Genomic DNA, 21,608 nt, shown 5'->3' on the forward strand with positions numbered 1-21,608 from the left:
GCTGTGAAAATGAGTAGCGAAGAAAATAAAAATAATAAAATAGTTGCAGGAAAGATAGGTATTTGGGCAAAATACAAGGAAAAACATCCTAATATTGCGCAATTCATAGTATTTTTTATGCTGAGTAATGGAATAACGATTTTACAAATGGTTTTAATGCCTATGATTAAGGTTGGCTTTGGACATACATCATTAGTAGGTACAAATTTTCAGATTGGTCAAATTGGTCATAATCTTAATGGAAGTGCCTATTATGTATTCAATTACGCAGCAGGTTCAATTTCATCAGGAGGAGGGGGAGGAATTGCATATTTCCTTGCAGTTCAAATATCTATGGCCATAGCACAGATTATTAATTTTTTTGTCCAGAGGAACATAACATTTAAGTCAAACAGCAACATTTTGAAGTCGGCTTTTGGGTATGTAATTGCTTACATTATTATATCAATAGGTGCTGCTGCTCTTCAGGGGCTTTACAAAGCTCCGATATATCACTTATTCATGAACACATTGGGAATGGGGTCAGCTGGTGAAACAATATCAGATGCTATTACTATGATTATAAACGCTGCGATTTCTTTCTGGGTATTTTTCCCTATATTTAAAATAATTTTCAAAAATGAGCCTGAAAAGCAAGATAATATATAAAGGTAGCTGACAGTAACGATTTGGTAGCTGTTAATGCATATATAAATCATTCACAAGTTTAAACAAAGTACCTCTTATTTGGTGAAATTAAGTCTACAAATAAAGCCGAAAGAGGTATTTTTTGTCATATAATTTAAAATAATGATATGCATTGCTTGATGATACAGTTGTTTTCAATTATAATAGTTCTAAATAGTTTTATTTGCTTGGATAGATAAATTATACTAAAAGTGTTTGGGTGGGACTTGTTTTTTAGGTAACGCGGCAAAATACAAAAAGAGGAATATAAGATGATACATAAAGACCTAATTAAAAAAATGACTTTAGAAGAGAAAGCGTCTTTAATGTCAGGAAAAGATTTTTGGCAAACCAAGGATATAGAACGTCTTGGAGTCAATAGTATTTTTCTTTCAGATGGACCCCATGGAATTAGAAAACAGGCTGTAGCGGCGGATCAGCTGGGACTTAATGAGGGTATTCCAGCCACATGTTTTCCAACAGCTGCCACTGTAGCAAATAGTTGGAATGAAGAAATGGGAGAAAAAATAGGAGAGTATCTTGGTGAAGAGGCAATTGCACAGAAAGTTAATGTAGTTCTTGGACCTGGAATTAATATGAAGAGAAATCCTTTATGCGGAATAAACTTTGAGTATTTCAGTGAAGATCCATATCTTGCAGGTAAAATGGCTGCAGGCTATATTAGAGGAATTCAGTCACATGGAATTTCAGCTTGTGTGAAGCATTTTTGTGTAAATAATAAGGAAGAGAGACGTATGGCTATTGATACTATAGTCGATGAAAGAACTCTTAGGGAAATCTATCTAACTGCATTTGAAATTGCAGTTAAGGAAGGTAAGACTAAGGCAATAATGTCTTCCTATAATATGCTCAACGGTACCTACACCAATGAAAACATGCATTTGATGCAAGATATACTACGCGAGGAATGGAATTATAAAGGTTGTGTTATAACGGATTGGGGAGGAAGCAATGATCGTATAGCAGGACTTGTTGCGGGTAATGAACTAGAAATGCCTACAACTGCAGGTGAGACAGATGAAGAAATTATTCAGGCAATTAAAAGTGGAAAAATTAAAGAACAAGTATTAGACGATTGTGTAGACAGATTACTTGAACTTATTCTTACAACAGAGGAAGTATATAAGAAACCACATATGGAGTTTGATGTGGAAAAGCATCACAGAGTGACACAGAAAGTTGCAGAAGAGTCCATAGTGCTTCTTAAAAATGAAGAGAATATATTACCACTTAAATATGATAAAAAAGTTGCTGTAATTGGAGATTTTGCAAAAGAGGCACGGTATCAGGGTGCAGGATCATCTATTGTAAATCCCACAATTTTAGATCACACATTAGATTGTTTTGATGAATCAGGAATTGTCAGTATTGGATATGAATCAGGTTTTGAACGTTATGGAAAGAAAAGTAAGAAAAAAATAGATAGGGCATGTGAACTTGCAAAACAAGCAGATGTAATTCTTTTATATATTGGTCTTGATGAAGTCACTGAAGTTGAAGGAATGGACAGAAAAAGCATGAAAATTCCAGAGAATCAAATAGATCTATTAAACGCTTTGCAAAAAGTTAATCCTAATGTTGTGGCGATTCTTTCTTGTGGCTCCGCAGTAGAAATGCCATGGATTGATAAGGTAAAAGGATTATTACATGGATATTTAGGCGGGCAGGCAGGAGCAAGAGCTATATTAAGAGTTTTGTCTGGTGATGTGAATCCTTCAGGAAAACTTGCAGAAACTTATCCTATTCATTATGAGGATACTCCATCATTTTATAATTTTCAGGATAAGGAAGTTAGCGTAGAATATAGAGAAGGTATTTATATTGGCTATCGCTATTATGATACAGCAGATATAGATGTTCTTTTTCCTTTTGGATATGGACTCAGTTATACAACTTTCGAGTACTCAGATATTGAAGTTAACAAGGAAGGGGTAATTTTCAAATTATTAAATTCTGGAAATATAGCGGGAATGGAGATTGCACAGATGTACGTAGGATGTAGATCAGAAGAGGTTTTCAGACCCCAAAAGGAATTAAAGGGATTTGTTAAGATATTTATAAATGCGGGTGAATCGAAAACTGTAACAATACCTTTTGACGATAAGACATTCCGCTATTTTAACGTAAAAACAAATAAATGGGAAATAGAGGCAGCAGAATATAAAATTATGATCGGTGCATCAAGTGACGATATCAGATTAGTGGATACTATTTTTATGGAAGGTACGGGAGCACAACTTCCCTATGATAAAGACAAACTTCCATCTTATTATTCAGGAAAAGTAAACAATGTTGGCACAGAAGAATTTGAAAATTTGATTGGATGTAAAGTGCCAGTATCCACATGGGATAGAACAAAACCACTTGGTTATAACGATACTATTGCACAGTGCCAGTATGCAAAAGGACTATTTGCAAAACTTGTATTTCGTATAATAGTTTTCTTACATTGGTTTTTAAGAAAAATAGGAAAGAGAAGTACTGCTAATATTATCATGATGTCTATATATCATTTGCCATTTAGAGGAATTGCCAGGATGACAGGTGGTGCCTTAAATATGAAAATGCTTGACGGTATCTTGATGATAGTAAATGGTCATTTCTTTAAAGGGTTGAATCATTTGATAAAAGAGAAAAGTAAGATGGCTAAGGGCAAAAAAAGTTAAAAATTAAGAGTGACAAGTGACAAGTTAAGGAAATTTTGCCTTAGGGCAAAATGGACAAAGAAAAGAATCAACAAACTAATTTATTTTAATAGATTAGTTTTTACTTTAGTAAAAAAAATCTTCATCAACTTGCCACTTGTCACTGCATTTTTATGTGTGTGTGGTTGACAAATACAAGTAAGTATTTTATAATTAAAAAAAGTTTGATGATATAAAAACGTTGATAAGGATTAGTAGAGATGTAAATCTTTTAAAAGAGAGGGAGTGCTGGGTGAAAGCTTCCTAAAAGACCATTTTGAACCTACCTTTGAGTTCTGCATTTAAAAGTGCAGCGGTTATTCCGTTAAAGCTTAAGTGAGTATTTTTAATTAATTATATTAATTAGGGTGGTACCGCCGAGATAACCTTGGTCCCTTTGTAGGGATTGAAGGCTTTTTTTTGTTTTGTTTTATTTGTACATATATATAAGGAGGAATTTAAAATGGGAAAAAAAGAAAAGCTTGTAGAACAAATAACTTCAATGGAGGATGATTTTGCACAGTGGTACACAGATATTGTAAAAAAAGCAGAGCTTGCTGATTATACAAGTGTTAAAGGGTGTATAATTTTTAGGCCTTATTCCTATGCAATATGGGAAAATATACAGAGTACTTTAGACAAGAAATTTAAGGAAACCGATCATGAAAATGTATATATGCCAATGCTTATTCCAGAAAGTTTACTTCAAAAGGAAAAAGATCATGTTGAAGGTTTCGCTCCTGAAGTTGCATGGGTAACTAAAAGTGGAGATGAAGATTTAACAGAAAAATTATGTATTAGGCCAACTTCCGAAACATTATTTTGTGAACATTTTGCAAAAATAGTTCAATCTTATAAGGATTTGCCTAAGTTATATAATCAATGGTGTTCCGTTGTGAGAATGGAAAAAACCACAAGACCATTCCTAAGAACTTCAGAGTTTCTATGGCAGGAAGGACATACAATACACTCTAGCAAAGAGGAAGCAGAAGCAGAGACAAAAAGAATGCTTAATATATATGTAGATGTGTGTAAAGACCTACTTGCATTACCAGTTATAAAGGGAAGAAAAACAGAAAAAGAAAAATTTGCAGGTGCTGAAGCTACTTACACAATTGAAGCCTTAATGCATGATGGAAAAGCACTTCAATCAGGTACATCACATTTCTTCGGACAAAATTTTTCAAAGGCATTTGGAATACAGTTTTCAAATAAAGAAGGCAAACTTGAGTATGTTAACCAAACTTCATGGGGGATGAGTACTCGTATACTTGGTGCTATAATAATGGTTCATGGAGATAATGAAGGCTTAAAATTACCACCAAGAGTTGCGCCAATCCAAGTTATTATAGTTCCAATAGCACAGCATAAAGAGGGTGTAATAGATAAGGCAAATGAACTTAAGGATAGATTAGCTAAAATAGCTAGGGTTAAGGTAGATATAAGTGATAAAATGCCAGGTTGGAAATTTAGCGAATATGAAATGAAGGGAGTTCCAATAAGACTTGAAGTAGGACCAAAAGACATTGAAAAAAATCAGGTTGTACTTGTAAGAAGAGATACTAGAGAAAAACTTTTTGTATCCATGGACGAACTTGAAACAAAAATACCAGAACTTCTAGAAGATATGCACAATGCTATGTATGAAGCCGCAAAGAAGTCTTTAGAAGAAAAAACTAGCAGCGCTAGGACTATGGAAGAATTTAAAGATATAGTTGAAAACAAAACTGGATTTGTTAAGGCTATGTGGTGTGGAGATAGGGCATGCGAGGAAAAGATAAAGGAAGAAACAGGAGCTAGTTCAAGATGCATACCATTTGAGCAAGAAGAAATAACGGACACTTGTGTTTGTTGCGGTAAAAAAGCTAAGGAAATGGTTTATTGGGGAAGAGCATATTAGGCATGTTGAAAAAATAATAAGGCACAACTTAGAAAATAGAAAGTCATTGATCACGAGAACTTTTGTGTCATAGTGTCTTAATAAAGAATATTTTTGTTGCAATGTTAAATTATATATAGTATAATAAATATTGTAAAATAAAAAAGGAGGTCGTAAATAATGAAAAACTTTTTAGTTAACAGAACACTTAGTGGCATTGCTTTTTATGCAAATAAACTAATAATTATATACGACCTGGCTGATTCTTTTTAGAGTACTTTATTAATGTAAAGCTAGCCATAGGTTGTATACCTATGGCTTTTTTATACTCATTTCATGGGAATATTTGTAATGAAATGATTCCGCTATAAAGAAGCTGTAGGATAATGCCTATGGCTTTTTTTATATACAAAATTCTTAGAGGGAGTTGTTTAAAATGAACAAAAAAGAAAATTATATTAATATGAGGAGTTATTTTTTTATCTTTTATGGGTAGCAAAACTAAAAAAAATAAACATTAAAGGGGGAGACAAAATAAATGAAAAAGCTTTTAGAACTTACCAAAGGAAATAGGTTACTATATGTCTTAGCAATACTAGCCATTGGTATAGCAACATATATATCATTGTTAGAACCTATGGTTATTAAAATTACAATTGATTCAATTATAGGGAAAAGTCCTATGAGTGTTCCAAAGGTTTTAGAAAATTTTATAACTAAAATTGGTGGTAGAGGTTTTCTTAGGTCAAATTTATGGATATGTGCTTTATGCCTTGTGGCACTAACAAGTCTAAGAGGTATTTTTCTTTATCTTAAAGGAAAGCTTGCCACTAAGGCTTCTGAGAATATAGCAAGAAATACAAGAGTAAAGTTATATGACCATATTCAAAATCTTCCATATAAATACCATGTAAATGCGGAATCAGGAGATTTAATTCAAAGATGCACTTCTGATGTTGAAACTATAAGAAAGTTTTTTTCAGTACAAATGGTTGAAATAGGAAGGGCCGTTTTTATAGTGGCTATATCGCTTTTTATGATGTTATCGCTTAATTTAAAAATGACGATTATATCTATGGTAACTGTTCCAATAATACTTTTAGCATCTTTTATATTTTTCAATAGTGTTAGGAATACATTTCAAAAAGCTGATGACCAAGAAGGTGCTCTTACATCAATACTTGAGCAAAATCTTTCAGGGGTAAGGGTTGTAAAGGCATTTGGACGAGAACAATACGAAATTGAAAAGTTTGATAAAGAAAATAAAAAATATAAAGATTTGAGTTTCAAAGTGGCCAATATTTTATCCACCTATTGGGCAACTTCTGACTTTTTATGTACAGTTCAAATTGGATTAGTACTTATATTTGGAATTTATTATGCAGTTAGAGGGGATATAAGTCTTGGAACTCTTGTGGTTTTTAATACTTATGAGGGAATGCTCCTATGGCCAGTAAGGCAGCTAGGCAGAATACTTTCAGATATGGGAAAAATGACTGTTTCACTTAAACGAGTAGCCAATATTTTGGACGAAGAGATAGAAAAGGATGAAGGAGAGGGATTAAAGTCTGATATTCAAGGGGAAATTTCATTTGAAGATGTTTCATTTGAATATGAGAAAAATCAAAATGTACTTCAGCATATTAGTTTTACAGTTAAAAAAGGGGAAAATATAGCGGTGGTAGGGCCTACAGGTTCTGGAAAATCATCACTTGTCCACCTATTATTACGACTATATGATTATAAAAGTGGTTCTATAAAAGTTGACGGTGTAGAACTTTCAGATATCTCGAGAAAATGGATAAGGAGCAAAATTGGTATTGTACTTCAAGAACCTTTTTTATATTCAAGAACAATAAAAGATAATATTAAAATATCAAAACTTGATGCCCAAGATAGTGAAATTGTAAGTGCTGCTTCCATGGCAGCGGTTCATCAGGTTATAACTTCATTTAATAGTGGCTATGATACCACAGTTGGAGAAAAAGGTGTAACTTTATCTGGAGGGCAGAGGCAGAGAGTGGCTATAGCAAGAACGCTTATAAACGAATTTCCTATACTGATTTTTGACGACTCTTTAAGTGCAGTTGACGCAGAAACTGATAAGATTATCAGAGAAAAACTTGAAGAAAAAAGTGAAAATGTTACAACATTTATAATAGCGCATAGGATATCTACCGTTATAGATGCAGATAAAATAATAGTATTAAATCATGGAAAGATTGAGGCTATTGGAAAACATGAGGAGCTTATAAAGAAACAGGGAATATACAAAAGAATATGGGAAATACAAAATGCTTCAGATACAGAATCTGAAGAAAATTTTGCATAAGGCATGTTAAAAGAACAAGTACAGAATTTGAAGATGCCTAAAATAAAGAGGTGAAAATAAATGTCTAGGATAAAGGAAGAAAAGGTTACGGAAAAATTAAATTTAGGTATATGGAGAAAACTTTTTAAATATCTTTCGGAATTTAAAAATTCATTAATATTTCTCGCGTTTCTAATGGTAATAGTTGCAGGAATTGATTCCATAATGCCTTTATTAACGAAATATGCTATAGATAATCTTGTGGAAAAACATACAACTGAGACTCTTAAAACTTTTGCTTTAGTGTTTTTTTCCATAGTAGCTGTTCAAGCTATAAATGTAAAAATATTCATAAGGCAGGCAGGTAAAATTGAAACAGAACTTGCTTATCATATACGAAAAATGGGATTTAAGAAATTACAGGAGTTATCTTTTTCATATTATGATAATTCATCTGTAGGTTGGCTAATGTCAAGAATGACTTCGGATGTTGCAAGGCTAAGTGAGGTGATTTCTTGGGGACTTATTGATATGGTTTGGGCTATTGTAATGATGATAGGTTTTATTGGAATAATGCTTTTTTATAATGTTAAATTAACCCTTATAAGTATGTGTGTTGTTCCACCACTATTTATAATAGGAATGTTTTTTCAAAAGAAAATATTGAAAGCATATAGGAGTGTAAGAAAATTAAATTCTCAGCTTACCTCAGACTTTAATGAAGAAGTAGCTGGAGCAAAAACAACAAAAACTTTAGTTCGAGAAGATGAAAATTTAAATGAATTTAAGTATGATGCAGATAAAATGAGACACTCATCTGTAAGGGCAGGTATATTCTCTGCTTTATTTCTTCCCATAGTAATATCCATGGGGAGTATAGGAACAGGTTTTGCCATATGGTTTGGTGGTAATAGTGTTATGTTACATGGGCTATCTTATGGTACTTTTGTAATGTTTATATCCTATACAGTTCAGTTCTTTGATCCTGTAAGTCAGCTTGCTGGAACCATAGCAGAAATTCAACAGGCACAGGCTTCTGCGGAGAGGATAATATCACTTGTGGAGACTAAACCAGATATATGGGATAAAGAACAGGTAGTGAAAATATATGGAGATTTATTTAATCCAAAGAAGGAAAACTGGGAAAAAATAAATGGAGATATTGAATTTAATAATCTATATTTCTCCTATAAAAATGGTGAGAAGGTATTTGAAGATTTTAATCTAAAAGTTAAAAAAGGAGATACTATAGCTCTAGTTGGGGAAACTGGCTCAGGTAAAAGTACAATTGTAAATTTATTATGCAGATTCTACGAACCAACAAGTGGGGAAATTTTGATCGATGGTAAAGATTACAGAGAACGTTCTCTTTTATGGTTACAATCTAATATTGGATATGTACTTCAAAGCCCACATCTTTTTCGCGGTACAATAAAAGATAATATAAAATACGGTAAACTTGACGCTACAAATGAAGAGATAGAGAGGGCAGCTAAACTTGTTAATGCCCACCAGTTTATAATTGAAAATGAAAAAGGTTACGATTTGGAAGTAGGTGAAGGTGGAGGAAGCCTTTCAACTGGACAAAAACAGCTTATTTCCTTCGCAAGAGCTATTGTTGGTAATCCAGCTATCTTCGTTCTAGATGAAGCAACTTCTTCAATCGATACGGAAAATGAAAGGATAATACAAAATGCTATAGAAAAGATTTTGTCAGATAGAACCAGTTTTGTAGTTGCTCATAGACTTTCAACCATAGTTTCTGCAGATAAAATTCTTGTTATAAAGCAAGGCAAAATTTATGAAAGTGGAGATCACAAACAGCTTATGAAAATGAAAGGATATTACTACAAGCTTTATACAAACCAACGCCTAGAGGAAAAAGAAATGGAAAGTATAAATGCATCCTAAGCTAATTAATATGATAAAATGAGTATTAAAAGGAAGGTGGATACGTATGGACGAATTAATTAGTAAAGAACAATTAGTAAAAAAAATATTAGATAATGACAAGGATTTAAGTAATTCTAGTATTGACGAGGATTTGATACATGAGCTGATTAATGGTAAGGTATCAAAAAACATAAATGAAGTTCAAAATAAAAATGTATCACTTGGACAAAAGGCTGCTGATAACATTGCGTCTTTTGGTGGTAGTTGGACTTTTATTATAGGCTTTGTAGTAATAATTATAGTATGGATTACGTCCAATACCATTCTATTGTCCCAAAAAGCATTTGATGTATATCCATTTATATTGTTAAATTTAGTATTGTCATGCCTTGCAGCATTGCAGGCACCTATAATTATGATGTCACAAAATCGGCAGGCCGAGAAAGATAGATTAACTGCTTCAAATGATTATCTAGTGAATTTAAAATCAGAAATTATAATAGAAGATTTACACAAGAAGCTGGATGCACTGATTGAACAACAGGACGAAAATAAAAAAAATATAGAATTATTATTAAAAAAAATTGATAAAGAGTTATAATATTAATAAGGCATCTTCAAAAAAATAACTAGTCAGTATGCTAGTTTATTTTGTGTCAGATGCCTTATTAAGTTTTCCTAAAATAAAAAGTACGAAAGGGGGAATTTGGGATTGCAGATAGTATGATAGCGATTCCCAATATAATTTTATGGATGAAAATATTAAATGGTTAAAAGATAAAAAACTAGAAAGAACAATGGAAAACCTTGAAAAACATAATATGGAAGCATATTATGTTCAGGATGAAAATGAATTAATAAAGAAGATATCTGAATTTACCAAGGAGGGAGAAACTGTTGCTGTAGGAGGTTCAATGACTCTTTTTGAAACTGGAGTAATTGATTACTTGAAAAATGGAAACTTCAATTTTTTGGACAGGTATAAAGATGATATAAGTGGAGAAGAGTTGAAGGAAGTATACAGAAAAAGTTTTTTTGCAGATAGCTATTTTGCAAGCAGTAACGCAATTACGGAAAATGGAGAATTATACAATGTAGATGGTACTGGGAATAGAGTAGCAGCTATGATTTATGGTCCAGATAAAGTTATTGTAGTTGTTAGTACCGATAAAATTGTTAAGGATTTAGATGCAGCAATTAAGAGAAATCAAGAATACTCAGCTCCGGCTAATGCCAAAAGGCTTAATAGGAAAACTCCCTGTGCTAAGGTTGGATATTGTATGGATTGTAGCAGTGAAGAGAGAATTTGTAATGAATATACTTTAATCAAGAGACAGCCTATAAAGGGAAGAATAAAAGTAATATTTATTGATAAAAAACTTGGATACTAAGAGCGACAAGTGACAAGCTAAGTTGCAAAATTTCAGGGGTATAAGTAGATTTGTTTGTAGAAATCTACTTATACCCCTGTTTATTTCTAAAGATTTTAATTTGTATATTGAACACAAGAAAATATTGTCGAATATAGCAATTAAAATGATTTAAATGTAAGTTTTTGTAGTGAAGAATTCATAATAATGATATAATTATTTCAATAAGAAAATAGTGCGAAAGAGGGTAGTATATATGGGGCTGAGACAAAAGATTGTAACGTCGTTTTCTTCAATCTTAATTATTTTTGCATTAATTATATCATTAGTTATTTATTATAAAGTTGATACCGTTGTAAATGCTAACTTTACCTCAAATGTAAAGGCTAGTGCTGAATTAGGATATTCATATCTAAACGTAAAGTACAAAGGACAATGGCAATTAAAAGATAACAAGCTTTATAAAGGTGATAAATTAATAAATAATAATTATGAAATACCTGATTATGTTAAAAATACCACAGGATTTTATGTAACCCTATTCATGAATGACACAAGAATTTCAACTAATATACTCAATACTACTGGAAATCGTGCTATAGGAACTAAAGCTTCTTTACCTGTAGTAACTGCTGTAATTAAAAATGGAAATGATTATGGAGCACAAGTCACTATATTAAACAAGAAGGCTTTAGGATATTATATTCCATTGAAGGATAGCAGTAACAATGTAATTGGTATGTGGTTTGTTGGCATAGATTATTCAACTGTACAAAATGAAATATTTCAAATAATGATTGTTATAGGACTAATTATATTATTTATGCTAGCAATTGGCATACTTATTTCATTTTATATAAGCACAAAAATTGTAAACACAGTAAATTATATAAGTAAACAGCTAAGTTATATGGCAAATGGAGACTTTACACAGGAAATAACTAAGGAACATTTAAATCTTAAAGATGAAGTTGGCGATATGGCAAAATCTGCTTCTAAAATGCAAGCGGAAGTTAGGGGCATTATAAAAACCGTAATTGAGGAAGCTAATAATTTAGATGGAACACTAGATTCTTCTAATGAGAGTATTTCTAAGTTGACACAGAATATTGAAGATGTATCAGCAACAACTCAAGAGATTTCAGCAGGGATGGAGCAAACAGCGGCATCAATGGAAGAAATGAATGCTACTTCAACAGAAATAGGACATGTGGCTGAAAATATTGCAAATAAGGCTATGGATGGATCAGTTGTAGCAAAAAAAATAAGTGGAAAAGCAAATGAATTGAAAGATAGTTTTGAAATATCCAGACAAAATGCTAATGAAATGTTTTCAAATTCACAGAATAAACTTAAGGCTGCAATTGAAAAATCTAAGGGAATTGAAGAAATTAAAGTGTTGTCAGATTCAATACTTCAGATAACATCACAAACTAATTTACTTTCATTAAATGCTGCCATTGAAGCAGCACGGGCTGGGGAAGCTGGAAAAGGATTTGCAGTTGTTGCAGATGAAATCAGAAAACTTGCTGAAGATTCAGAAAATACTGTAATACAAATTCAACAAGTTACAAAAACTGTTTTGGAATCAGTGGATAACTTAGTGGTTAGTTCAAATGAAATACTTGATTTTGTGGATAAACAAGTTATTAGTGATTATGACATGTTTGTGGCAACTGGTGATGGCTACAGTAAAGATGCCGATAAAATAGATGAAATTGTGACGGAATTTAGTTCAACTGCCAATGGTCTTAAAGTATCCATGAGTAATATGGTGGAAGCTATAGAACAAGTTACTGCTGCAGCTACTGAGGGCGCTGATGGTACTACTAATATTGCACTGAAGACTAATAACATAGTGGATATGGGAAATTTAGTGACTACGCATACAAAAGATGCTAAAGTTGCATCAAAGAAATTAAACGACTACGTAAATCAATTTAAGATATAAAAAAAGTTGATGCAAAATGGTTTTAATCATTTTTCATCAACTTTTTTTTATTTTAGATTTCATTTAACCAGGTCTAAGATTACATCTTTGATTTCAGATTTTTCACATACTTTAGTATGAACAATCTTTTTTTTGTCTATGTCTTTAATTGAAGCAGGTATTTTATAATCAGAAAGTTTATCCATTTCTTCTGTAAGCTTAAATTCATCAAAATGCGAATATTTTTCATCAATTGCAACCATAACTGATTTGGGAAATTTATATGGACTTGCTGTTGAAAGAATAATTGTTTTTGTTGAATCTTTTGTATCATCTTTATACTTTTTATATACAGAATATGCCACAGCGGTATGAGTGTCTATTATCTCTTCGTTATTGTCATAGATGTGTTTTATAGCATGGTTTGTCTCCGCTTCAGAAGCGTATCCACCGTAAAAATCACCTAGGTTGTTTTTCATGTACGGTGTGATTTCATATTCACCACTGGAGGTTAAAGCATTCATAAATTCACTTACCTTAGTTGAATCTTTACCGCTAATAAAGTAAAGTAGTCGTTCAAGGTTACTTGATACTATTATATCCATGGATGGAGAATTAGTAATATAAAAGTCTCTTTTTTTATTATATATACCAGTGGTAATAAAATCATACAGTACCTTGTTCTCATTGGAAGCACATATTAGTTTATCAATTGGAACGCCCATGTTTTTAGCAAAGTAACCAGCTAGTATATCACCAAAATTACCAGTGGGAACAGCTATATTTATCTTTTCACCTTTGGTAATTTCACCATTTTTGTAAAGGCTAAGATAAGAATAAAAATAATATACTATTTGTGGAATAAGTCTTCCTATATTTATTGAATTTGCAGATGAGAACATATATCCTTTTTCATCTAAGGTTTTTTGAACAGCCTTATCTGTAAATATATTTTTTACAGCAGTTTGAGCATCATCAAAATTGCCTTTAATGGCAATTACATGAGTGTTTTCGCCATTATGAGTAACCATTTGAAGCTTTTGGATAGCACTAACACCCTCCACAGGATAAAAGATGATAATATCTATTCCATCTATATTATTAAAGCCTTCTAGAGCAGCTTTACCAGTATCTCCAGAGGTAGCAGTAAGAATTAATACGTTTTTATTAATTCCTTGCTTTTTTATAGAGGTTTTTAAAAGATGAGGAAGAATTGATAGTGCTACATCCTTAAATGCTAGTGTTGGGCCATAATATAGCTGAAGGAAATAGTTATCTCCTGTTTTTTTTACAGGGGTAATTTCTTCTGTGGTAAATTTATGGTCATAGGCCTTGTTTATACATGATTTTAGTTCTTCTTCTGTAAAATCAGTGAAAAATTTGCTCATAACTAAATAGGCCAAAGATTTATAATCAAGTTTTGATAATTCGTCAATATCAAAATCAATTGATGGAATAAAGGAAGGCACATATAATCCACCATCTTCTGCTATTCCGTTAAGTATTGCTTCTGAAGACGTAACTTCTTTAGCACTACCTCTAGTGCTTTTATACATTAATTGATTCAAAGTAGACACCCCTTTATTTATTAATTCAATTTTTCAACGCGTATAAGGTTATCAATGTTGTAAACACTATCAAGATGCTCTATTTCTGCCACTGATTTATTTATATCCCCCTCAATAGCATCGTGGGTTACAATAATAAGTGTAACAATACCTTGTTTTTCATCTTTCTGAATTATAGAAGATATGCTTACGTTATTTTTACCCCAAATTGAAGAAATTTCTCCTAAAACACCGCTCATATCTTTTACTGAAAATCTTAGATAGTATTGAGATTTATAAGCTTGTTGATTAAGGATAAGCTTAGAGGCAGCTTTGTTTTCTACAGTTGAAATTGAGCGAAGTGTCATATCATTTCTTAATATTGAAATAATATCGCTGACAACAGCGCTTCCTGTAGGAAGTGAACCAGCACCTTGTCCGTAGAACATTAAATCACCTACAGCATTACCTTTTATCAAAATTGCATTAAATGAGTCATTTACATTTGCAAGGGGATGTGCTATTGGTATCATTGTAGGATGTACTCTAAGTTCTAGGGAACCGTTGTTCTCCTTAGCTATAGCTAGCAGCTTAATAGTATATCCAAACTCTTTAGCATACTTTATATCTAAAGAACTTATATTAGAAATACCTTCTCTATAAATATCTTTTACATCAACGTTTATTCCAAAGGATAAAGATGTTAATATTGCCAGTTTATATACAGCATCATAGGCTTCAACGTCAGATGTTGGATCGGCTTCAGCAAAGCCTTTATCCTGAGCTTGTTTTAGTGCAACATCAAAATCCATATTTTCCAGTGACATTTTAGTTAAAATGTAATTAGTAGTTCCATTCACTATGCCTACAATTTCTTGAATCTTATTTGCTGTAAGGCTTTCTTCGATGCCTTTTAATATTGGGATTCCACCAGCAACGCTTCCTTCATAATAAAGCAGTACGCCATTTTTTCGTGCCGCATCTAATAGTTCAGTACCTTCAAGAGCGATAACTTGCTTGTTTGCAGTAACTACATGTTTGGAGTTTTCTATTGCACTTAACATATAGTCCTTTGCAGGATGGACTCCACCTAATAACTCAACAACAATTTTAATGTTGTCATTACTTAGTATTTCTTCAATATCAGTAGTTAATACCCCAACAGGTATGTCTATGCCTCTTTCTTTACTAATATCATTTACAAGTATTTTTGTTATTTCAATGTCATAGCCTGAACGCCTTGTTATTTCTTCTTTATTATTTTGGAAAATGTGCCAAACACCTTTACCTACATTACCAAGCCCAAGTAATGCGATTTCTATTTTATTCATTAATATTCCTCCTCAAAATCATATGCTTTTGATAATTTTATTATACAATTATGGCACCACATATATCGGGTTCTAAAATTTTCATTTTCCAACAGGCACTTGTGGTTTTTAAAAAAGCATCCATTTTGTTATAAAATTCACTATTGTGTTTATCTATAATAATCATAAGAGTTGATCCGGAACCACTTATAAATTCCCCTAGAGCATTAAATTCTTTGGATTTATCAAAAATCAAGTCCATATCTTTTATAGCAGGTCCTCTAAAAGGTTGATGTATCTTATCCTGTAAACTTGTTCTTAGGTTTGAAAAATCTTTTTTATATAGTGAAGAAATAAGCATAGCAGCTCTTGAAATGTTAAATACACAATCACTTTTACTATAATTTTCAGGTAAAATCTTTCTACTGCTTTCAGTACTCATTTGAAAGTTTGGAATTAAAGCCACAAACAATAAATCTTCAGGAAGATTGATTTTAGAGTAAACAACATTATTATTTTCAACTAAAGATATATTAAATCCACCAATTAAAGCTGGGACAACATTATCAGGATGTCCTTCGATTTTGGTAGCTAGATTTATGATTTCCTGCTCCGTCATTATTTTATTCATAAAATAATTTGCTGCATTAATTCCAGCAGCTATGCAAGTAGCACTACTGCCTAGACCTCTTGAAAGGGGAACATCAGAGTTTATAACATTTATATAAAAACCCTTGTGTTTAAAATTGTATTTCTTAAAAGCTTCTAACATGCTGAAATAAATAAGATTATCCTCTATTGCTATTGAGGATGGCTTACCATTTTGTAAAAAGATTAGGCCATCACTTTCAATTTCATCAAATTCAAATTCGTTGTAAAGTTTGAGAGCAAGTCCAAAACAGTCAAATCCAGCACCAATGTTAGCAGTACTTGCTGGAACTTTGATTTTTATCATAAATTCATCCCCTATCCATTGCAATTAAGTCAAGTTTAATTACATTTTCAGTATTTTTTATATTTTGAAGTAAATCTTCAAATTCAATTATTAAATTAAATATATCAAAGGTTATTGTAACATTTGCAGCATTGTTTATAGGTATGTCTTGATTTATTGTAAGGATATTAGCATGATTATCAGCCATTATATCCAGTATTCTTGAAAGTGTGCCAGATTTATGGCCAAGAAGTAGGCACATTGTAACTTTATTGCTTTTCCCAGATTCAGAAACTGTAAATACAGAATCTCTATATTTGTAATAAGCACTTCTACTTATTCCAACAAATCTTACTGCTTCAGTTATATCGTGGGCTTTTTTTGTATTTAAAAGATCTTTAACCAGGATTACTTTTTTAAATATATCTGGTAAAACTTTTGTATCAACTAATAGATATTTATTTTCCATATTTATATCACCTTCCATTAAAAAACGTACACTACATACATACAGCTGTATACGTATCAAGGATTATATATGATATCCTATCATATTATTTACTTTATTACAACAAAATTTTAGATGAGAGCATAGGTTGAATTAGGTTATAATATATATGAAGCTATTTTTAAAAATTTGTTTATAAAACGTTAAAAAAGTTAGATAGTAATATTAAGTATTAAATGCTAAACTTATAGAAGGTATCTTCAAAACAATAACTAATTTATATATTAGTATATTTTGTTCTAGGTGCGGAATACAAGAGAAGAAATGGGGGAGCATTATGTTTAATAAAAATTTTGGAGATAAAAAATTTAAAATTGCAGCTTTTTATTCTTTAGGAGTAATTATTGCAGTTCTTATATTAAACTATATGGTAGTCAGTATGAAAACCGAGCAAATTACTTATAATAAATTTCTAGATTTACTTTCGCAAAAGAAGATTTCAGAGGTGCAAGTAACTCAAGATAGACTTACAATAATTCCTAAAGATAACAGTGGAATAGGCAAAAAAATATTGTATACTGGTAGAATTAGTGATCTTGATCTGAAGAATGAACTTAAGGCTTCAGGTGCAGATATAACAGCTCCATCAAGTAATGATGATCCTCTAATAAATTTTCTGCTTACATATGTAATACCTATTGGAATATTACTAATAGCTGGAAGATTTTTATTTGGTAGAATAGATAAAAAACTTGGTAGTGGGGTTATGTCTTTTGGCAAAAACAATGCAAAAGTATATGCTGAAAGCGAGACAGGGGTTACTTTTTTAGATGTTGCAGGACAAGATGAAGCTAAAGAATCCCTTATGGAGATAGTGGATTTTCTTCATAATCAGGATAAATATATAAAAATAGGTGCAAGGCTTCCTAAGGGAGCATTACTAGTCGGACCTCCAGGAACAGGGAAGACTTTACTTGCAAAGGCGGTGGCAGGAGAAGCAAAAGTGCCATTTTTCTCTATGTCAGGTTCCAATTTTGTGGAGATGTTTGTGGGAATGGGAGCATCAAGAGTAAGAGACTTATTTCAGCAAGCTCAACAAAAAGCACCGTGTATAATTTTTATTGATGAAATAGACGCAATAGGTAAAAGTAGAGATACAGCCGGTATGGGTGGCGGTAACGATGAAAGAGAACAGACTTTAAATCAACTACTATCTGAGATGGACGGTTTTGATTCTTCAGTGGGAGTTGTGATTCTTGCAGCTACAAATAGACCAGAAGTTTTAGATAAGGCATTATTAAGACCAGGTAGATTTGACAGAAGGGTAATAGTTGATAGACCGGATTTAAAGGGTAGAGAAAATATTTTAATAGTACATTCCAAAGGTGTAAAACTTTCAAGTGAGGTTAGACTTGATAAAATTGCAAAAGCAACTTCGGGTGCAGTGGGCGCAGACCTTGCCAATATGATAAATGAAGCAGCGTTATTTGCTGTTAAAAATGGAAGAGAAGAGATCTGCCAAGGAGATCTTGAAGAAGCTGTAGAAGTGGTAATAGCAGGTAAAGAGAAAAAGGATAAAATCTTATCTGGACCGGAGAAGAAATCAGTAGCTTTCCATGAAGTTGGGCATGCAATTGTGGCGGCATTATTAAAACATACAGATCCAGTTCATAAAATAACTATTGTTCCTAGAACCATGGGCGCTTTAGGATATACAATGCAATTACCAGAAGAAGAAAAAAATCTAGTTTCAAAGGAAGAAATGATAGATGAGATTACGGTGTTACTTGGAGGTAGGTCTGCAGAGGAAGTTGAATTTAATAGTATATCTACAGGGGCTTCAAATGATATAGAAAGAGCCACAAAGATGGCAAGAAATATGGTGACAATATACGGCATGACAGATAAATTTGATATGATGGCACTAGAATCAGTTGAAAGCAGATATTTAGATGGAAGACCAGTTCAAACTTGTAGCGCTGAAACTGCTACGTTGATTGATGGGGAAACATTAAGTATAATAAGAACAGCTCATGAAAAGGCAAAGGCAATACTAACTAAAAATCATGATTTACTTATAAAAATAGCCGGAGTTTTAATTGAAAAAGAAACTATTATGGGTGATGAGTTTATGGAAATCGTAAAGGAGAGTTCAGCATGGAAGGAAAAGATAGAAGTTTAGAAGAGTTAATGAAGGAAAAAGAGGATAATGAATTCATTATAGAAGAAAATAGGCTCAAAGGTGTAATAGAATTAATAACTAAAGAAATACTTAACTATGTTAGAAAGAGAAAAGAAGTAACTAAATATATAATTGATAGTAGGAAAAAAAACATCGAGGAATTTAAAGATGATGAAGATAGAGTAATGGAATATTTTGATCATGAGACATTTGTTAAGGAGGAATCTTATAAAACTATAGATAGAAAGTTTAAAGAGCTTACTATTCTTAAAACTTCTCCTTATTTTGGCAGGGTAGATTTTAAAGATGAAGATTCTGATGAGGAAAAAGTTTATATAGGAAGGTTCGGGGTTACCACACAGGGTCAATATGAGCCATTAGTGGTAGATTGGAGAGCACCAGTTTCATCTCTATTTTATACGTCAAGTCTTGGGCCAAACAGGTATAGGGCACCTAAAAGTGAAATAGAAGTGGATATACTCAAGAAAAGACAGTATATAATTAAAAAGGAAAAATTGATGGGGCTTTTTGATTCTGCAGTAGACGTTAGAGATGAAATATTACAGCTAGTGTTAAGTAAAAATGCAGAGGAAAAGCTTACTGATATTGTTATGTCCATACAAGAAGAACAAGATAAAATAATTAGAGAACCAAGAAATAATATAGTCGTAGTTAATGGAGTTGCTGGAAGTGGTAAAACCACTATTGCACTTCATAGGGTTGCATTTTTACTCTATAATAATAGAGAAGTACTTCAAGACAAGGTACTAATTCTTGGACCAAATCCTATATTTATGGAATATATATCTTCTGTACTTCCTAGTCTTGGGGAGGGTGGAACTATGCAACAAACCTATGCCGATTTTGCTTTAGATCTTATGGATATAAGAAAAAATAAGGTTATGAGTTCTGAAGTGTATATGGAAAAAATCTTGAGTAATGACAAAGCATTTATAGAAGATTTAATATATAAAAATAGTGATGACTTTACAGAAGAACTAAACAAATTAATAGAGAATATTGAAAAAAAACAATATAAATTTGAAGATATAATATATAATGATAAAGTTGTTGTTAGCACAGAAGAATGTGAAAAAATGTACAATGAATATTATAAAAGGTTACCACTTTTTAGAAGAACGAGGAAAATAAGAAGGATAATATTTTCTAAATTAAAAGATGAAAGAGATAATAAAGTTAGAAAAATAGAAGAAGAGTATAGAAATACATTAAAAGCCTTGAGTGAAGACGAATTAACATTACAAGGAACGTCTATAGACTATGAAAGAAGACTTAAAATTAAAAATGTAGTCAGAGAGATTATGAAAGTTAAAGAAACACTTCTTTGGCTTGATAACCCAAGTATTTATGAATTATACAGCAGCATAAATAAAAGAGATTTTTATACCATAGATGATTTAACTGCTTTACTTTATCTTACATTAAAATTTGAAGGAATTTCAATGGGCAGAGAAATAAAACATGTAATTATTGATGAAGCTCAAGATTACAGTAGCTTAGCATTAAAGGTTATTAGAGAAATCACAGGAACATTAGGTATGACGATAGTTGGAGATAGTAACCAAAGAATTATACCAATTAAAGTAGAAATACCTTTTAACAGCATAGAAAATATAATACATAATATTGAGGTTAAGCATTTTAAACTTAACAAGAGTTATAGATCTACTCAGCAAATTATGGAATATGCTAATAAGTTTTTAAAGGACGAAGCTATTGTACCATTAGTTAGAAATGGTGAGCCTGTAAATGTAATAAAAATTTCAAAGGTAGAAGAGGTTACAGATAATATACTTTCATTAGTAAATGAATACAAAGAAAAACAATATGAAAGCATAGCCATAATATGTAAAGATTTAAAGAGTACTGAAAAATATGGTAGGTTACTAAAAAAAATAGAGAATATAAAAATTATTGATAGAGAAGACATGATGTATAAGGGCGGCATTGTTGCAATACCTTTATATTTTGCAAAAGGACTTGAATTCGACGCAGTTATAATTTTGGATGAAGCAGAACAAAAAGAAGACAAATACATGTACGTTATGTCAACAAGGGCACTACATGAATTATCAGTAGTAAAACTACAGCCATAATGAAAAATGAGGGTATCATGGTGATGCATGCTCAAATAGCATTTTTCACGTGCATAGCTATGCTACGTCTCATAAGTTATTAAGGACAAGTAACAAGTAACAAGTGACAAGTGAGAAGCTTGTGAGGGTGCTCTAGGAAAATGCTATTAAGTATTTTCCTAGGGCACCTTTTTTAATAAACTTGAAATATTTGTTAAACTATGTTAACCTTTTTGAGGAAACTATGATTTTATAAGTTAAAAGGTTCACAAGTTAAGAGGTAAGGAGAAGTCTGCGGATTTAGCCGAAAAATCAATAAAAGTAGAATGAAAACAAT

At 31.8% G+C, this 21,608-nt stretch carries 14 protein-coding genes and 1 other annotated feature; of the genes, 10 read left to right on the forward strand and 4 right to left on the reverse strand.

Annotated features, from left to right (window positions below):
- The first annotated feature begins 9 nt into the window (after positions 1 to 9).
- From BR66_RS0116085 to BR66_RS0116125, 8 genes are all read left to right on the forward strand, one after another.
- Positions 10 to 648 (forward strand): hypothetical protein, encoded by a 639-nt coding sequence (locus BR66_RS0116085; RefSeq protein WP_051624275.1) that lies wholly within the window; start codon positions 10 to 12, stop codon positions 646 to 648.
- A 290-nt stretch (positions 649 to 938) separates the two neighbouring features.
- Positions 939 to 3,353 (forward strand): beta-glucosidase family protein, encoded by a 2,415-nt coding sequence (locus BR66_RS0116090; RefSeq protein ID WP_026883808.1) that lies wholly within the window; start codon positions 939 to 941, stop codon positions 3,351 to 3,353.
- A 211-nt stretch (positions 3,354 to 3,564) separates the two neighbouring features.
- Positions 3,565 to 3,771: a binding site (T-box leader), on the forward strand.
- A gap of 63 nt (positions 3,772 to 3,834) precedes the next feature.
- Positions 3,835 to 5,271, forward strand: a complete 1,437-nt coding sequence (gene proS, locus BR66_RS0116095; protein WP_026883809.1) for a proline--tRNA ligase — start codon at positions 3,835 to 3,837, stop codon at positions 5,269 to 5,271.
- Positions 5,272 to 5,788: 517 nt separating this feature from the next.
- Positions 5,789 to 7,582, forward strand: a complete 1,794-nt coding sequence (locus BR66_RS0116105; protein WP_026883810.1) for an ABC transporter ATP-binding protein — start codon at positions 5,789 to 5,791, stop codon at positions 7,580 to 7,582.
- Positions 7,583 to 7,642: 60 nt separating this feature from the next.
- The gene (locus BR66_RS0116110) at positions 7,643 to 9,472 is read left to right on the forward strand and encodes an ABC transporter ATP-binding protein (protein WP_026883811.1); all 1,830 of its coding nucleotides are present in this window, start codon (positions 7,643 to 7,645) and stop codon (positions 9,470 to 9,472) included.
- Positions 9,473 to 9,518: 46 nt separating this feature from the next.
- Positions 9,519 to 10,055 carry a DUF1003 domain-containing protein gene (locus BR66_RS24115; protein ID WP_035796468.1) on the forward strand — a complete coding sequence of 179 codons (537 nt, stop codon included), beginning with the start codon at positions 9,519 to 9,521 and terminating at the stop codon, positions 10,053 to 10,055.
- Between the two features lie 148 nt (positions 10,056 to 10,203).
- Complete coding sequence (locus tag BR66_RS0116120; RefSeq protein ID WP_026883812.1) at positions 10,204 to 10,845, forward strand: lactate utilization protein; 642 nt, start codon at positions 10,204 to 10,206, stop codon at positions 10,843 to 10,845.
- Between the two features lie 235 nt (positions 10,846 to 11,080).
- Entirely contained in the window at positions 11,081 to 12,775 is a 1,695-nt protein-coding gene (locus BR66_RS0116125) for a methyl-accepting chemotaxis protein (protein WP_026883813.1), read from the forward strand.
- A 59-nt stretch (positions 12,776 to 12,834) separates the two neighbouring features.
- Here the strand turns inward: BR66_RS0116125 and thrC are convergent, their stop codons facing one another.
- The 4 genes from thrC to BR66_RS0116145 are packed head-to-tail and all read right to left on the reverse strand — an operon-like array spanning position 12,835 to position 17,014.
- The gene (gene thrC / locus BR66_RS0116130) at positions 12,835 to 14,322 is read right to left on the reverse strand and encodes a threonine synthase (RefSeq protein ID WP_026883814.1); all 1,488 of its coding nucleotides are present in this window, start codon (positions 14,320 to 14,322) and stop codon (positions 12,835 to 12,837) included.
- 20 nt (positions 14,323 to 14,342) lie between these two features.
- The gene (locus tag BR66_RS0116135; RefSeq protein ID WP_026883815.1) at positions 14,343 to 15,632 is read right to left on the reverse strand and encodes a homoserine dehydrogenase; all 1,290 of its coding nucleotides are present in this window, start codon (positions 15,630 to 15,632) and stop codon (positions 14,343 to 14,345) included.
- A 40-nt stretch (positions 15,633 to 15,672) separates the two neighbouring features.
- Complete coding sequence (gene thrB / locus BR66_RS0116140; RefSeq protein WP_026883816.1) at positions 15,673 to 16,566, reverse strand: homoserine kinase; 894 nt, start codon at positions 16,564 to 16,566, stop codon at positions 15,673 to 15,675.
- Positions 16,567 to 16,570: 4 nt separating this feature from the next.
- A complete protein-coding gene (locus BR66_RS0116145) occupies positions 16,571 to 17,014 on the reverse strand; it encodes an ACT domain-containing protein (RefSeq protein ID WP_026883817.1) in 444 nt (147 codons plus the stop codon).
- Positions 17,015 to 17,330: 316 nt separating this feature from the next.
- On the opposite strand from BR66_RS0116145, the gene ftsH reads away from it, so the two are divergent.
- Positions 17,331 to 19,175, forward strand: coding sequence for an ATP-dependent zinc metalloprotease FtsH (gene ftsH / locus BR66_RS0116150; RefSeq protein ID WP_026883818.1), 1,845 nt, complete (start codon positions 17,331 to 17,333; stop codon positions 19,173 to 19,175).
- Positions 19,151 to 21,292, forward strand: a complete 2,142-nt coding sequence (locus BR66_RS0116155) for a HelD family protein (protein ID WP_026883819.1) — start codon at positions 19,151 to 19,153, stop codon at positions 21,290 to 21,292. Before ftsH ends, BR66_RS0116155 begins: the two co-directional genes overlap by 25 nt.
- Positions 21,293 to 21,608 lie beyond the last annotated feature (316 nt).

Origin of the sequence: Clostridium akagii DSM 12554, from assembly GCF_000686725.1 — a bacterium.
Lineage (GTDB): Bacteria > Bacillota > Clostridia > Clostridiales > Clostridiaceae > Clostridium_I > Clostridium_I akagii.

Coding starts and splice junctions, on each gene's coding strand:
- BR66_RS0116085 (WP_051624275.1), top strand. CDS start 10: ATGAGTAGCGAAGAAAATAAAAATAATAAAATAGTTGCAGGAAAGATA.
- BR66_RS0116090 (WP_026883808.1), top strand. CDS start 939: ATGATACATAAAGACCTAATTAAAAAAATGACTTTAGAAGAGAAAGCG.
- proS (WP_026883809.1), top strand. CDS start 3,835: ATGGGAAAAAAAGAAAAGCTTGTAGAACAAATAACTTCAATGGAGGAT.
- BR66_RS0116105 (WP_026883810.1), top strand. CDS start 5,789: ATGAAAAAGCTTTTAGAACTTACCAAAGGAAATAGGTTACTATATGTC.
- BR66_RS0116110 (WP_026883811.1), top strand. CDS start 7,643: ATGTCTAGGATAAAGGAAGAAAAGGTTACGGAAAAATTAAATTTAGGT.
- BR66_RS24115 (WP_035796468.1), top strand. CDS start 9,519: ATGGACGAATTAATTAGTAAAGAACAATTAGTAAAAAAAATATTAGAT.
- BR66_RS0116120 (WP_026883812.1), top strand. CDS start 10,204: ATGGATGAAAATATTAAATGGTTAAAAGATAAAAAACTAGAAAGAACA.
- BR66_RS0116125 (WP_026883813.1), top strand. CDS start 11,081: ATGGGGCTGAGACAAAAGATTGTAACGTCGTTTTCTTCAATCTTAATT.
- BR66_RS0116135 (WP_026883815.1), bottom strand. CDS start 15,632: ATGAATAAAATAGAAATCGCATTACTTGGGCTTGGTAATGTAGGTAAA.
- thrB (WP_026883816.1), bottom strand. CDS start 16,566: ATGATAAAAATCAAAGTTCCAGCAAGTACTGCTAACATTGGTGCTGGA.
- BR66_RS0116145 (WP_026883817.1), bottom strand. CDS start 17,014: ATGGAAAATAAATATCTATTAGTTGATACAAAAGTTTTACCAGATATA.
- ftsH (WP_026883818.1), top strand. CDS start 17,331: ATGTTTAATAAAAATTTTGGAGATAAAAAATTTAAAATTGCAGCTTTT.
- BR66_RS0116155 (WP_026883819.1), top strand. CDS start 19,151: ATGGAAGGAAAAGATAGAAGTTTAGAAGAGTTAATGAAGGAAAAAGAG.